Here is a 12,746-nt window from a genome sequence, read left to right on the forward strand (position 1 = left end):
CACCGATTCCGCTGGGACACACGGAAGGCAGAACTGACCATGGAACAACTCGACTGCGTCGTCATCGGCTACAACGAGGGCGACTTCCAGGACTACCGCGCCATGTGCGAGGGCAGCGGCGCCGGTTCGCCGACGCTGCAGATCTACAGCAAGGAGTACCTGGAGGTCGGCGGCCGCCACCTGTCCTGGATGGACGGGCTCAGCGCGCTGCGCAACAGGGCCACCGGGCGCAACGACCGCTACCACGTGGGCGAGGTGCACAACCTGGCCGGGCTGTACCTGAGCAACTTCCTGCGCAAGGCGGGCCTGAGCGCCGAGGCCGTGTCGCTGTTCAGCGCGGAACAGGAGCGCCTGGCGGACCTGCTGGAGCGCGGGCCGCGGGTGGTGGCGGTGACGACGACGTTCTACGTCAACATCATGCCGGTGCTGCCCGTCATCGACTTCGTACGGGCGTACGCGCCGGACGCGCACATCGTGGTCGGCGGCCCGCTGGTCGACAACATCTGCATGGACGGCGTCGAGGGCATGACCCAGGACCTCCTGCACGGCATGGGCGCCGACAGCTACGTCGTGGAGTCCCAGGGCGAGGGCGCCCTGGTCGAACTGGTCCGGGCGGTAGGGCGGGGCGGGCCGCTCGACGGCATCGCGAACCTGGTCACGCTCTCGGACGCGGGCCGCTGGGTCGCCGGGCCCAAGAAGCCGGAGGCCAACAACATCGACCACGCGGCGATCGACTGGTCCGGCTTCAGCCCGGAGCTGATCGGTACCACGGCCCAGACCCGTACCGCGCGGTCCTGCGCTTTCAAGTGCAGCTTCTGCGACTACCCGATGCGGGCGGGCGCGCTGACCACGGCCTCCGTGGACACGGTCCGGCAGGAGCTGCGCTCGATGGCCGAACTGGGCGTGAAGAACCTGGTGTTCGTGGACGACACCTTCAACGTCCCGCCCAAGCGGTTCAAGGAACTGTGCCGCATGCTGATCGAGGAGGACCTGGGGCTCAACTGGTACTCCTACTTCCGCTGTTCGAACGCCCGTGACGAGGAGACCTTCGACCTGGCGGCGCAGAGCGGCTGCCGCGGCGTCTTCCTCGGCATCGAGTCCGGCGACCAGGACATCCTCGCCGCGATGAACAAGCTGGCGCAGGACGCCCAGTACCGCAACGGCATAGCCCAGCTGAAACAGCGCGGGATCACCACCTTCGCCTCGATCATCGTCGGCTTCCCCGGTGAGAACGAGCGGACCGTGCAGAACACCATCGACTTCCTCAACGAGACCGGCCCGACCTTCTGGCGGGCGCAGCCGTGGTGGGGCAACCCGAAGGCCCCGGTCTACCAGCGCAAGGAGCTGCACGGCATCGAGGGCGAGGCCTACAACTGGTCGCACCACACGATGAACTCCCGTGAGGCGGCGGACTGGTGCGACGTGATGTTCGAGAAGGTCACCGAATCGGTCTGGCTGCCGCTGTACGACTTCGACTTCTGGGCGCTGCCGTACCTGGACGGCAAGGGCCTCAAGGTCGAGGACCTGGTGCCGATCCTGCGCGCCTCGCAGGAGATCATGCGCGAGCGGGGCCGGGCGACGCCGGACACCGTGCGGCTCACGTCCCTGAACGACGAGCTGTACAAGGCCGTCGCCGCGGTCGACATGGCGCCGTCGCGGTTCGGGTTCGCCGCCGTGTGAGGGCGCGCGCGACGCCCGCGACGACGAGCAGGCCCCCGGCGGTGCGCCGGGGGCCTGCTCGTCGCCGTACGGGCGATGCCGCTACGGCCTAGCAGCCGAAGTCGACGAGGTCGAACGTGGCGTAGTGGTCGGAGGTGTAGTAGTCCTCCTGGGTCTCCTCGCCGGTGACGATCCGGCGTGCGCCGCGCGTGGGGGAGCCCGGCGTGATGACGGTGTACTCGTGGTAGTAGCCGCTCTGCCGGCTCGGCAGCACGTTCTCCCGGTTCTGGAAGACGGTCCCGTCCTGCGAGTAGGGGAACGGCCCGCCCTTGTCGATCAGATCGAGCGTGTCGTGGGCCTGTGAGGGGAGGTCGCCGTAGCAGATGCTGCCGACGGAGGCGGCCGCCGCGTCCGCCGTGGTGGCGGAGACGGAGCCGCCCACGAGAAGGGCGGACAGCACGGCGGCGGCGACAGTGACACGAGATGCGCGTGGGGGGAATCTCATGTCTTCATGATGACGCGCGTAGAGAGTGGCATGTCAATGTCAAACTTGCGGAGGTCGACGGAGTTTCGCGTGAAGTCACGTGAAGTTTCCGAGAGTTGACGCGTCGTACGCTCAGGAGTCCTGGCCCTCCGCGACCGCGAACAGCGCGAACGCCAGCACCAGCAGCGCGACGCTCGCGTACACCTCGTAGCCGTCGAGGAGACCGAGCCGCTGCACGAACCCCACATGCCAGTGAGTGAACTCGTGCACCAGGCCCAGCACGCCCTGCACCAGGGCGATGAATCCGATCAGTTCCAGCAGCTTCTTCATGAAACCACCCTGGCCCGGCCGTCCCGCACCACGCATCGGCCGCGGGATGGCCGCCGCCCGTCGAAGGTCCGCCCGCACACCGGGCGGGACCGACCGAAGTCCACGGCGCCGCGACTTTGGTCGCCGATCCGACGTCCGGGGCTTTCGGGCGGGCCGGTCCTGCGTAGATTGGCCGACCGTGAATGATGAGCAACCGGCGCGCCAGACGGGGGAGTTCGAGGGTCCCCGGTGGCTGTTCCCGTCCGCCCTGGTCCACGAGCTGGACCCGGCCGCCGGGGCGGCTCCCGGCCGGCGGCCCCGTCGCACCGCGCGCGACTGGGTCGTCGACTTCTCCTGCTTCCTGCTGGCCGTCCTCCTCGGCGTGGCCGCCGCCCAGGCGCTGCCCCGGGAAGCCGGCCTGCCGCACTCCGCCGCCGTCCTCGACCAGTTGCTCGGCGCCGTCGCCTGCGCCGCCGTCTGGTTCCGGCGCCGCTGGCCGCTCGGACTCGCCCTCGCGATGATCCCGGTCGGGTTCCTGTCCAACACCGCGGGCGGCGCCGACATGATCGCCCTGTTCACGCTCGCCGTGCACCGGCCCTTCCGGCACGTGGCCTGGATCGGCGGCGCGGGCCTCGCCCTGGTCCCGCTCTTCTACTGGCTGCGGCCGGACCCCGACCTGCCCTATGCCGGCATCGTCGTGTTCACCGAACTGCTCACCGTGTCGGTCATCGGCTGGGGCATGTTCGTCCGCTCCAAGCGGCAGCTCATGCTCAGCCTGCGCGACCGCGCCCGACGCGCCGAGACGGAGGCGCGGCTGCGTGCCGAACAGGCGCAACGGCTCGCCCGCGAGGCCATCGCCCGCGAGATGCACGACGTGCTCGCGCACCGGCTCACGCTGCTCAGCGTGCACGCCGGCGCCCTGGAGTTCCGCCCGGACGCCACCCGCGAGGAGATCGCACGGGCGGCCGGGGTCATCCGGGAGAGCGCCCACGAGGCGCTGCAGGACCTGCGGGAGATCATCGGCGTGCTGCGCGCGGGGGAGTCCGACGACGCGGCCGGGGGCCGGCCGCAGCCGACGCTGGCCGCGCTGGACGCCCTCGTCGCCGAGTGCCGCGAGGCCGGCATGAAGGTCACCCTCGACCACCGCCTCACCGGGCTCGAGAACGCCCCCGCCTCCCTCGGCCGCACCGCCTACCGCATCGCCCAGGAGGCCCTGACCAACGCCCGCAAGCACGCCCCCGGCACCGAGGTCACCGTGCGGGTCGGCGGCGCACCCGGCGAGGGTCTGACGATCTCCGTCCACAACCCCGCCCCGGCGGGCGAGGCGGTGCCCGTCCCCGGCTCCGGACAGGGACTGATCGGCCTCACCGAGCGTGCCACGCTGGCCGGTGGCCGCCTCGACCACGGGCCCACCCGCGAGAAGGGGTTCGAAGTACGGGGATGGCTTCCGTGGAACGGGAGTTGAGGTGCGGCGGACCGCCCGGCTCCGTGATTACGTGACCCCCATGACCGCGACACACATCAGACTCCTCCTCGTGGACGACGATCCGCTGGTGCGGGCGGGCCTGGCCCTCATGATCGGCGGGGCCGGCGACATCGAGATCGTCGGGGAGGCCGCGGACGGCGGTGAGGTCGAGGAGGCGGTCGAGCGGACCCGTCCGGACGTGGTCCTGATGGACATCCGCATGCCGTCCGTCGACGGAATCACCGCCACCCGGCTGCTGCGCGCGCGGGCGGACGCACCGGAGGTCGTGGTGCTCACCACCTTCCACGCCGACGAGCAGGTGCTGCACGCCCTGCGCGCGGGCGCCGCCGGATTCGTCCTGAAGGACACCCCGCCCGCCGAGATCGTCGACGCGGTGCGCCGGGTCGCGGCCGGGGAACCGGTGCTCTCACCCGCCGTCACCCGGCAGTTGATGCGGTACGCGGCCGGAGGCGCCGCTGAGGCCCGGCGCGCACGCGCGCGTGACCGGCTGGGCCTGCTGAACGACCGCGAGCGCGAGGTCGCCGTCGCCGTCGGCCGGGGACTGGCCAACGCCCAGATCGCCGACCGGCTCTTCATGAGCGTGCCCACCGTGAAGACCCACGTCTCACGCATCCTCGCCAAGCTCGGCCTCGGCAACCGGGTCCAGATCGCCCTGCTGGCTCACGACGCGGGACTCCTCGACGACGGGCACTGAGCGGGCGCCCCGCGCGTTCAGACTGCAGAAACCGCTCCGGGGACGTCCCCGGAGCGCCTCGGGGGAGTCCGGAAGGGGAGCGATGGGCAGGCGACCGGTGATCGATCTCAGGGAGTTCGGGGACGCGTTCCGCACGGACCCGCATCCGTACTACGCCAAGCTGCGCGAGCAGGGGCCCGTGCACCGGGTTCGGCTCGGCGGGGCGGACACGGGCCAGCTGACCTGGCTGGTCGTCGGGTACGAGGAGGCGCGCGCCGCCCTCGCCGACCCCCGGCTCGCCAAGGACACCGCCCGGATCGGCTCGCCGCTGCTGGACGAGGAGAAGATCGGCAAGTACCTGCTGGTCACCGACCCGCCCCAGCACACCCGGCTGCGCTCCCTGGTCACCCGCGCCTTCACCATGCGCCGGGTGGAGCGGCTGCGCCCCCGGATCCAGCGGATCACCGACGACCTGCTGGACGAGATGCTGCCGCGCGGCAGCGCCGACCTCATCGAGGCGCTCGCCTACCCGCTGCCCCTCACCGTCATCTGCGAACTCCTCGGCGTCCCGGACATGGACCGCGCCGAGTTCCGCCGGATCTCCACCGAGGTCGTGGCGCCGACCAGCGCCGACACGGAGTACGACGCGATCCTCGCCCTCGCCCGGTACCTCCGGGACCTGATCGAGGACAAGCGGTGCGCCGGCCCCACCGACGACCTGCTCAGCGACCTGATCCGCACCACCGCCGAGGACGGCGACCGGCTCTCCCCGCGGGAACTGAGCGGCATGGCCTATCTGCTGCTCATCGCCGGCCACGAGACCACCGTCAACCTCATCGGCAACGGCGTCCACGCCCTCCTCACCCACCCGGACCAACTCGCCGACCTGCGCGCCGACACCGAGGGGCTCCTGGACGGCGCCGTCGAGGAGATGCTGCGCTACGAGGGCCCGGTGGAGACCGGCACGTACCGGTACGCCGCCGAATCCCTGGAGATCGCCGGCACGGTGATCGAGCAGGGCCAGTCGGTGTTGATCGGGCTCACCGCCGCCGGCCGCGACGGCGACCGCTTCGCCGGCCCGGACCGGTTCGACATCCGCCGCGACGCCCGCGGCCACCTCGCCTTCGGCCACGGCATCCACTACTGCCTGGGCGCGCCCCTGGCCCGCCTGGAGGGCCGTATCGCCATCGGCACCCTCCTGGAGCGCGCCCCCGGTCTCGCCCTCGACGGCGCCCCGGGCGAGTGGCTGCCGGGCATGCTGATGCGGGGGATGCGCGGCCTGCCCGTGCGCTGGTGAACCACGGCCGAGGTCAACCACGGCCCGGGCGGCCCGGGTTCAGCCGTACTGCGGCTGGACCCGGTCCTGGATCTCCAGCAGCCGCACCGGGCGGCGTTCCCGCCGCGACACCTCGCAGGCCTCGGCGATCCGCAGCGCCTGCAGTGCCTCCTGGCCGTCGCAGGGGTTGGGCCGCTCACCGCGCAGCACCTCGACGAAGGCGCGCAGTTCGGCCTCGTAGGCCGGTCCGAACCGCTCCAGGAATCCGGTCCAGGGCCTGGACGCGGCCGGTGGCCCGGTCGGCTCGGTGGACGCGACCGGCGTACGGTCGTCCAGGCCCACCACGACCGTGTCCCGCTCCCCGGCCAACTCCATCCGGACGTCGTACCCGGCGCCGTTCAGCCGGGTCGCCGTCGCCGTGGCGAGCGTGCCGTCGTCCAGGGTGAGCAGGGCCCCGCCGGTGCTGACGTCCCCGGCCTGGCGGAACATCGGCGGCCCGGCGTCCGAGCCGGCCGCGTACACGTCCGTCACCTCGCGGCCCGTCACCCAGCGCAGCGCGTCGAAGTCGTGGATCAGGGTGTCCCGGAACAGGCCGCCGGACAGCGGCAGCCACTCCGGCGGGGGAGGGGACTGGTCGGAGGTCGTCGCCCGTACCGTGTGCAGCCGTCCGAGCCGGCCAGAGCGCACCGCCTCCCGGGCGCCCGCGTAGCCCGCGTCGAAACGCCGCTGGAAACCCATCTGCAGCACCGTGCCCGCCGCCTCGACCTCGGCGAGCGCGTGCAGGGTGCCCGGCAGGTCGAGCGCTATGGGCTTCTCGCAGAAGACCGGCAGGCCGGACCGGGCCGCCCGCCCGATCAGCTCGGCGTGCGCCGCGGTCGCCGTGGTGATCACCACCGCGTCCACGCCCCACCGGAAGATCTCCTCCACCCCCGGCGCCGCCGTCTCGCCCAGCCGGTGGGCCAGCGCCTGTGCCCGCGCCGGGTCCGCGTCGGTCAGGATCAGCGACCCGACCTCGCGACTGCGGCTGAGCGTGTTCGCATGAATGGTGCCGATGCGGCCCGTACCGATGACCCCGATGCGCATGGAAACAAAGTGAGGGCGGACCCGGGGCCCTGTCAATCGCAATGTCCGGACAACCGGACTACACGACTTCCCGTCATCCGGGCACACGGCTACGCTCGAGTCCGTGCCCAAACCAGTTGTGGACCCGACCGTGTCACTCGATCTCCGTGTGGACCGCAGTTCCCCGGTGCCGTTGTACTTCCAGCTCTCCCAGCAGCTCGAAGCCGCGATCGAGCACGGCGGCCTCACGCCCGGCAGCCTGCTGGGCAACGAGATCGAGCTGGCCGCCCGGCTCGGCCTGTCCCGGCCCACGGTCCGCCAGGCCATCCAGTCCCTCGTCGACAAGGGCCTGCTGGTCCGCCGCCGGGGCGTGGGCACCCAGGTCGTGCACAGCCAGGTCAAGCGCCCCCTGGAGCTGAGCAGCCTCTACGACGACCTGGAGGCCGCCGGGCAGCGGCCCGAGACCAAGGTCCTGGTCAACACCGTCGTCCCCGCCTCCGCCGAGATCGCCGCCGCGCTCGGGGTGCCCGAGGGCGGCGACGTCCACCGCGTCGAGCGGCTGCGCCTCGCGCACGGCGAGCCGATGGCGTACCTGACCAACCACCTGCCGCCGGGCCTGCTCGACCTGGAGACCGGCCGGCTGGAGGCCACCGGCCTGTACCGGCTGATGCGCTCGGCGGGAATCACCCTGCACAGCGCCCGCCAGTCCATCGGCGCCCGGGGCGCCACGGCCGCCGAGGCCGAGCGGCTCTCCGAGGCGGAGGGCGCCCCGCTGCTCACCATGCGGCGCACCACCTTCGACGACACCGGCCGCGCGGTGGAGTTCGGCGACCACACCTACCGTCCGAGCCGCTACGCCTTCGAGTTCCAGCTCCTCGTCCGCCCCTGAGCCGCCGGCCTCCACGGCCGGGCCCACCGGACCCGTGCGCCCTTGATCGTCCCGCCCACGCCACGTCGCAATGTCCGGACAAGGTGGCGGGCAGGGGCTCCCCGGCGGTGTCACGGGTGTCCGCCGTGTTCGATACTGGAGTGTTGGGGGCCGCCGAGATGATCGCCGGCCCCTTGCGTACGGACGGACACGGCAAGAAGGGCACGGCCTCGTGGCACGGTTTCGGACCTGGGTAGGCATCGCGCTGGCAGGGGCACTCTCGGTGTCCCTGGCGGGGTGCAGCAGCACCGGCGGCAAACGGGCGGAGGACGCCCGCAAGGCCGCCGCGGCCCAGGGTCGGGCGGCGGTGAACACCCCCCGCTGGACCTTCGCGATGATCACCCACTCGGGAGACGGCGACACCTTCTGGGACATCGTGCAGAGCGGCGCCAAGCAGGCCGCCCTCAAGGACAACATCAACTTCCTGTACTCGCACGACGACGAGGCCCAGCAGCAGGCCCAGCTCGTGGACGCGGCGGTCGACAAGAAGGTCGACGCCATCATCGTCACCCTCGCCAAGCCCGACGCCCTGAAGGCCGCCGTCGCCCGCGCCGAGAAGGCCGGCATCCCGGTGATCACCGTGAACTCCGGTTCCGAGGAGTCCAAGGCCTTCGGCGCCCTCACCCACATCGGCCAGGACGAGACCGTCGCCGGCGAGGCCGTCGGCGAGGAGCTGAACAAGCGCGGGAAGAAGAAGGCCCTGTGCGTCCTGCACGAACAGGGCAACGTCGGTCACGAGCAGCGCTGCGACGGCGTGGCCAAGACCTTCCACGGCACCGTGCGGAAGCTCTACGTCAACGGCACCAACATGCCCGACACCCAGTCCGCGATCGAGGCCAAGCTCCAGGCGGACTCCTCCCTGGACGCGGTCGTCACCCTCGGCGCCCCGTACGCCGACACCGCCGTGCAGGCGAAGAAGGGCGCGGGCAGCAAGGCGGAGATCGACACCTTCGACCTCAACGCCAAGGTCGCCGCCGAGCTGAAGGACGGCACCCTCGGCTTCGCCGTGGACCAGCAGCCCTACCTCCAGGGCTACCAGGCCGTGGACCTGCTCTGGCTGTACAAGTACAACGGCGACGTCCTCGGCGGCGGCCGGCCCGTGCTGACCGGCCCGCAGATCGTCACCAGGGACCAGGCCGCCGCGCTGGCCGAGTACACCGAGCGGGGCACCCGATGAACGCCACGCTCGAACAGGCGCGGGACGACGGACTCCCGGCCGGCCCGACGCTGCGGAAGCTGCTCGCCCGCCCCGAGCTGGGCTCGGTGGTCGGCGCGCTCGCCGTCTTCGTCTTCTTCGCCTTCGCCGCCGACGGCTTCCTGCGCGCCGCCAGCCTCAGCACGGTCCTGTACGCCTCCTCGACCATCGGCATCATGGCGGTCCCCGTGGCGCTGCTGATGATCGGCGGCGAGTTCGACCTGTCCGCCGGTGTGCTGGTGACGTCCTCGGCGCTCGTCTCGTCGATGTTCAGCTACCAGATGACCGCGAACACCTGGGTCGGTGTGGGCGTGTCACTGCTGGTCACCCTGGCGATCGGCGCCTTCAACGGCTTCATGCTCACCCGCACGAAACTGCCCAGCTTCATCATCACGCTCGGCACCTTCCTGATGCTGACCGGCATGAACCTCGGCTTCACCAAGCTGATCGACGACACGGTCTCCACCAAGAGCATCGCCGACATGGAGGGCTTCCCGAGCGCCCACGCCGTCTTCGCCTCCACCCTCACCGTCGGCGGCGTCGACTTCAAGGTCACCATCCTGTGGTGGCTCGGCCTGGTCGCCCTCGCCTCCTGGATCCTGCTGCGCACCCGCGCCGGCAACTGGATCTTCGCGGCCGGCGGCAACCAGGACGCGGCCCGCGCGGTCGGCGTCCCGGTCGCCGCGACGAAGATCGGCCTCTACATGGGCGTCGCCCTCGGCGCCTGGATCTCCGGCCAGCACCTGCTCTTCTCCTTCGACGCCGTCCAGTCCGGCGAGGGCGTCGGCAACGAGCTGATCTACATCATCGCGGCCGTCATCGGCGGCTGCCTCATCACCGGCGGCTACGGCAGCGCCGTCGGCTCCGCGGTCGGCGCGCTCCTGTTCGGCATGACCAGCAAGGGCATCGTCTTCGCCGAGTGGAACCCGGACTGGTTCAAGTTCTTCCTGGGAGCCATGCTGCTCCTCGCGACCCTGCTCAACGCCTGGGTCCGCAAGCGCGCGGAGGCCAACAAGTGAGTTCTCTCGTCGAGCTGACCGACGTCAGCAAGCACTACGGCACCGTCCGCGCCCTCGAAGGCGTCTCCCTGGAGGTCCACCCCGGGGAGATCACCTGCGTCCTCGGCGACAACGGGGCCGGCAAGTCCACCCTGATCAAGATCGTCGCGGGCCTGCACCGGCACGACGGCGGCACCCTGCGCATCGAGGGCGAGGAGACCACCCTCTCCTCGCCGCGCGAGGCCCTGGACCGGGGCATCGCCACGGTCTACCAGGACCTCGCCGTCGTTCCCCTGATGCCGGTCTGGCGCAACTTCTTCCTCGGCTCCGAGCCCCGCAAGGGCAGGGGCCCCTTCAAGCGCCTGGACACCGACCTCATGCGCCGCACCACCCGCGATGCCCTGCTCCGCATGGGCATCGACCTGCGCGACGTCGACCAGCCCATCGGCACCCTCTCCGGCGGCGAGCGCCAGTGCGTGGCGATCGCCCGCGCCGTCCACTTCGGCGCGAAGGTCCTGATCCTGGACGAGCCGACGGCGGCGCTGGGCGTGAAGCAGTCGGGCGTGGTGCTGAAGTACGTGGCGGCGGCACGCGACGAGGGCCTGGGCGTCGTACTGATCACCCACAACCCGCACCACGCGTACCTGGTCGGCGACCGGTTCGTCCTGCTGCGGCGCGGCACGATGGTGGGCAATCACACAAGGGACGGGATCACCCTGGACGAGCTGACCCAGCAGATGGCTGGAGGGTCCGACCTGGACGCTCTCCGCCATGAGCTGCAGCGGAGTTGAGGGGGCGCGTCCGGCACCGCTCCCACGCCTCCCGCGTCCGTCGGCCTGTACGGCACCCGCCCCCGCGGTGAGGCAGAATCGAGCAACGATGAGCACCTACCGCGACCTCACCGCCCCCATCGGCTCCCGCCGGGCCCCCGTGCTCCGCACGGTCGGGACCAGGGAACGCCGCTCGCACCTGACCGCGCCCCGCGTGCCCACGGTCGGCATCGACATCGGCGGCACCAAGGTCATGGCGGGCGTGGTGGACGCCGACGGCAACATCCTGGAGAAGCTCCGCACGGAGACCCCGGACAAGTCCAAGAGCCCCAAGGTCGTCGAGGACACCATCGCCGAGCTGGTCCTGGACCTGTCCGACCGGCACGACGTGCACGCGGTCGGCATCGGCGCCGCGGGCTGGGTCGACGCCGACCGCAACCGCGTCCTCTTCGCGCCCCACCTGTCCTGGCGCAACGAGCCCCTGCGGGACCGCCTGGCCAGCCGCCTGTCGGTACCGGTCCTGGTCGACAACGACGCCAACACCGCCGCCTGGGCGGAGTGGCGCTTCGGCGCCGGACGCGGCGAGGACCACCTGGTCATGATCACGCTCGGCACCGGCATCGGCGGCGCCATCCTGGAGGACGGCCAGGTCAAGCGCGGCAAGTACGGCGTGGCGGGTGAGTTCGGCCACATGCAGGTGGTGCCCGGCGGCCACCGCTGCCCGTGCGGCAACCGCGGCTGCTGGGAGCAGTACAGCTCCGGCAACGCGCTCGTCCGGGAGGCCAAGGAGCTGGCCGCGGCCGACTCCCCGGTGGCCTACGGGATCATCGAGCACGTCAAGGGCGCCATCGACGACATCTCCGGCCCGATGATCACCGAGCTGGCCCGCGAGGGCGACGCCATGTGCATCGAGCTGCTGCAGGACATCGGCCAGTGGCTCGGCGTCGGCATCGCCAACCTGGCGGCGGCCCTCGACCCGTCCTGCTTCGTGATCGGCGGCGGCGTCAGCGCCGCCGACGACCTGCTCATCGGCCCCGCCCGGGACGCCTTCAAACGTCACCTCACCGGACGCGGCTACCGCCCCGAGGCCCGTATCACCCGCGCCCAGCTCGGCCCCGAGGCCGGCATGGTGGGCGCCGCCGACCTCGCCCGGCTGGTGGCCCGGCGGTTCCGGCGGGCCAAGCGGCGCCGGGTGGAACGCTACGAACGCTACGAGCGGTTCGCGCAGGCCCGCCGCGACCAGGACACCGCATGACCACATCACTGCCGCACCAGGCCGCGCCGCCGGACGAGCCGCGCCGGGCCGTCGAGAACCCCCGCCACCGGGCGAAGCGCAGGATGCTCACGCTGCTGATCATCGTGCTGCTCATCGGCGTCCCCGCGGGCTACCTGGTGATCTCCGCCAACCAGAGCCGCAGCAGCGGCAAGGACAAGGAGGCGAAGTACTCGGCGACCGGCCTCAGCCCGGGCTTCCCCTCCAAGGTGCAGCGCCGTCTCTACCAGGTGGCCGTACCGCACCCCGCCGACTACATCGCCTACTACGAGACCAACAACTGGAAGACCAGCCGGCTGTACATACAGTTCCGCACCAACAGCGCCGGCCTGGACAGCTTCCTGGGCGCCATTGGCGTACGCCGGGACGAGCTGAAGAAGGACGCCAAGCCGATCAGCGCCCGCGACCGGAAGGTCTCCGGCTGGAACTTCTCCGGACCCGGCCAGTGGTACGGGCTGGCCCACCCGCAGAAGAACCCGGCGCCCACCCAGGACGTCCTCGTGAACATGGCGGACCCGAACTTCCCGATGGTGTACGTCGTCTCCCGCACCGTCCCGTAGCGGGGCCCCGGGCGGCCGCCGGGCCCACGGCACCGGTGCCGCACGGCCGCCGGACCCGTTGTCGTACCCCGCC

Annotated in this window: 13 protein-coding genes; 10 read left to right on the forward strand and 3 right to left on the reverse strand. The window is 71.5% G+C overall.

What is annotated here, in order from left to right:
• Positions 1 to 39 precede the first annotated feature (39 nt).
• A complete protein-coding gene (locus ACWCPN_RS32685) occupies positions 40 to 1,680 on the forward strand; it encodes a PhpK family radical SAM P-methyltransferase (protein WP_451213727.1) in 1,641 nt (546 codons plus the stop codon).
• An 88-nt stretch (positions 1,681 to 1,768) separates the two neighbouring features.
• On the opposite strand, the gene ACWCPN_RS32690 is transcribed toward ACWCPN_RS32685, so the two are convergent.
• Both ACWCPN_RS32690 and ACWCPN_RS32695 read right to left on the reverse strand, forming a co-directional pair.
• Positions 1,769 to 2,164 (reverse strand): ribonuclease domain-containing protein, encoded by a 396-nt coding sequence (locus ACWCPN_RS32690; protein ID WP_451213730.1) that lies wholly within the window; start codon positions 2,162 to 2,164, stop codon positions 1,769 to 1,771.
• Positions 2,165 to 2,275: 111 nt separating this feature from the next.
• The gene (locus ACWCPN_RS32695) at positions 2,276 to 2,473 is read right to left on the reverse strand and encodes a hypothetical protein (protein ID WP_451213733.1); all 198 of its coding nucleotides are present in this window, start codon (positions 2,471 to 2,473) and stop codon (positions 2,276 to 2,278) included.
• A gap of 178 nt (positions 2,474 to 2,651) precedes the next feature.
• On the opposite strand from ACWCPN_RS32695, the gene ACWCPN_RS32700 reads away from it, so the two are divergent.
• The 3 genes from ACWCPN_RS32700 to ACWCPN_RS32710 all read left to right on the forward strand — a co-directional run bounded on the left by ACWCPN_RS32700 (position 2,652) and on the right by ACWCPN_RS32710 (position 5,908).
• On the forward strand, positions 2,652 to 3,917 hold the full coding sequence (locus tag ACWCPN_RS32700) for a sensor histidine kinase (RefSeq protein ID WP_451213736.1): 1,266 nt from the start codon (positions 2,652 to 2,654) through the stop codon (positions 3,915 to 3,917).
• Between the two features lie 40 nt (positions 3,918 to 3,957).
• Positions 3,958 to 4,632 (forward strand): response regulator transcription factor, encoded by a 675-nt coding sequence (locus ACWCPN_RS32705; protein ID WP_451213739.1) that lies wholly within the window; start codon positions 3,958 to 3,960, stop codon positions 4,630 to 4,632.
• 82 nt (positions 4,633 to 4,714) lie between these two features.
• The gene (locus ACWCPN_RS32710) at positions 4,715 to 5,908 is read left to right on the forward strand and encodes a cytochrome P450 family protein (protein WP_451213742.1); all 1,194 of its coding nucleotides are present in this window, start codon (positions 4,715 to 4,717) and stop codon (positions 5,906 to 5,908) included.
• A gap of 39 nt (positions 5,909 to 5,947) precedes the next feature.
• Here ACWCPN_RS32710 and ACWCPN_RS32715 read toward each other — a convergent pair whose 3' ends face one another.
• On the reverse strand, positions 5,948 to 6,970 hold the full coding sequence (locus tag ACWCPN_RS32715) for a Gfo/Idh/MocA family protein (RefSeq protein WP_451213745.1): 1,023 nt from the start codon (positions 6,968 to 6,970) through the stop codon (positions 5,948 to 5,950).
• A gap of 130 nt (positions 6,971 to 7,100) precedes the next feature.
• On the opposite strand from ACWCPN_RS32715, the gene ACWCPN_RS32720 reads away from it, so the two are divergent.
• The 6 genes from ACWCPN_RS32720 (at position 7,101) to ACWCPN_RS32745 (ending at position 12,673) form a co-directional block, all read left to right on the forward strand.
• Positions 7,101 to 7,838, forward strand: a complete 738-nt coding sequence (locus ACWCPN_RS32720; RefSeq protein WP_392292791.1) for a GntR family transcriptional regulator — start codon at positions 7,101 to 7,103, stop codon at positions 7,836 to 7,838.
• Between the two features lie 211 nt (positions 7,839 to 8,049).
• Entirely contained in the window at positions 8,050 to 9,054 is a 1,005-nt protein-coding gene (locus ACWCPN_RS32725; protein ID WP_392292346.1) for a sugar ABC transporter substrate-binding protein, read from the forward strand.
• The gene (locus ACWCPN_RS32730; RefSeq protein WP_451213749.1) at positions 9,051 to 10,091 is read left to right on the forward strand and encodes an ABC transporter permease; all 1,041 of its coding nucleotides are present in this window, start codon (positions 9,051 to 9,053) and stop codon (positions 10,089 to 10,091) included. The genes ACWCPN_RS32725 and ACWCPN_RS32730 overlap by 4 nt, the downstream gene beginning before the upstream one ends.
• A complete protein-coding gene (locus ACWCPN_RS32735; protein WP_199213710.1) occupies positions 10,058 to 10,861 on the forward strand; it encodes an ATP-binding cassette domain-containing protein in 804 nt (267 codons plus the stop codon). The genes ACWCPN_RS32730 and ACWCPN_RS32735 overlap by 34 nt, the downstream gene beginning before the upstream one ends.
• A gap of 88 nt (positions 10,862 to 10,949) precedes the next feature.
• Positions 10,950 to 12,095: an ROK family glucokinase gene (locus tag ACWCPN_RS32740; RefSeq protein ID WP_365129851.1), complete on the forward strand. Its 1,146-nt coding sequence runs from the start codon at positions 10,950 to 10,952 to the stop codon at positions 12,093 to 12,095.
• Positions 12,092 to 12,673, forward strand: coding sequence for a sugar kinase (locus tag ACWCPN_RS32745; RefSeq protein WP_451213752.1), 582 nt, complete (start codon positions 12,092 to 12,094; stop codon positions 12,671 to 12,673). The genes ACWCPN_RS32740 and ACWCPN_RS32745 overlap by 4 nt, the downstream gene beginning before the upstream one ends.
• The last annotated feature ends 73 nt before the right edge of the window (positions 12,674 to 12,746 follow it).

Source organism: Streptomyces sp. NPDC002386 (assembly GCF_053593175.1).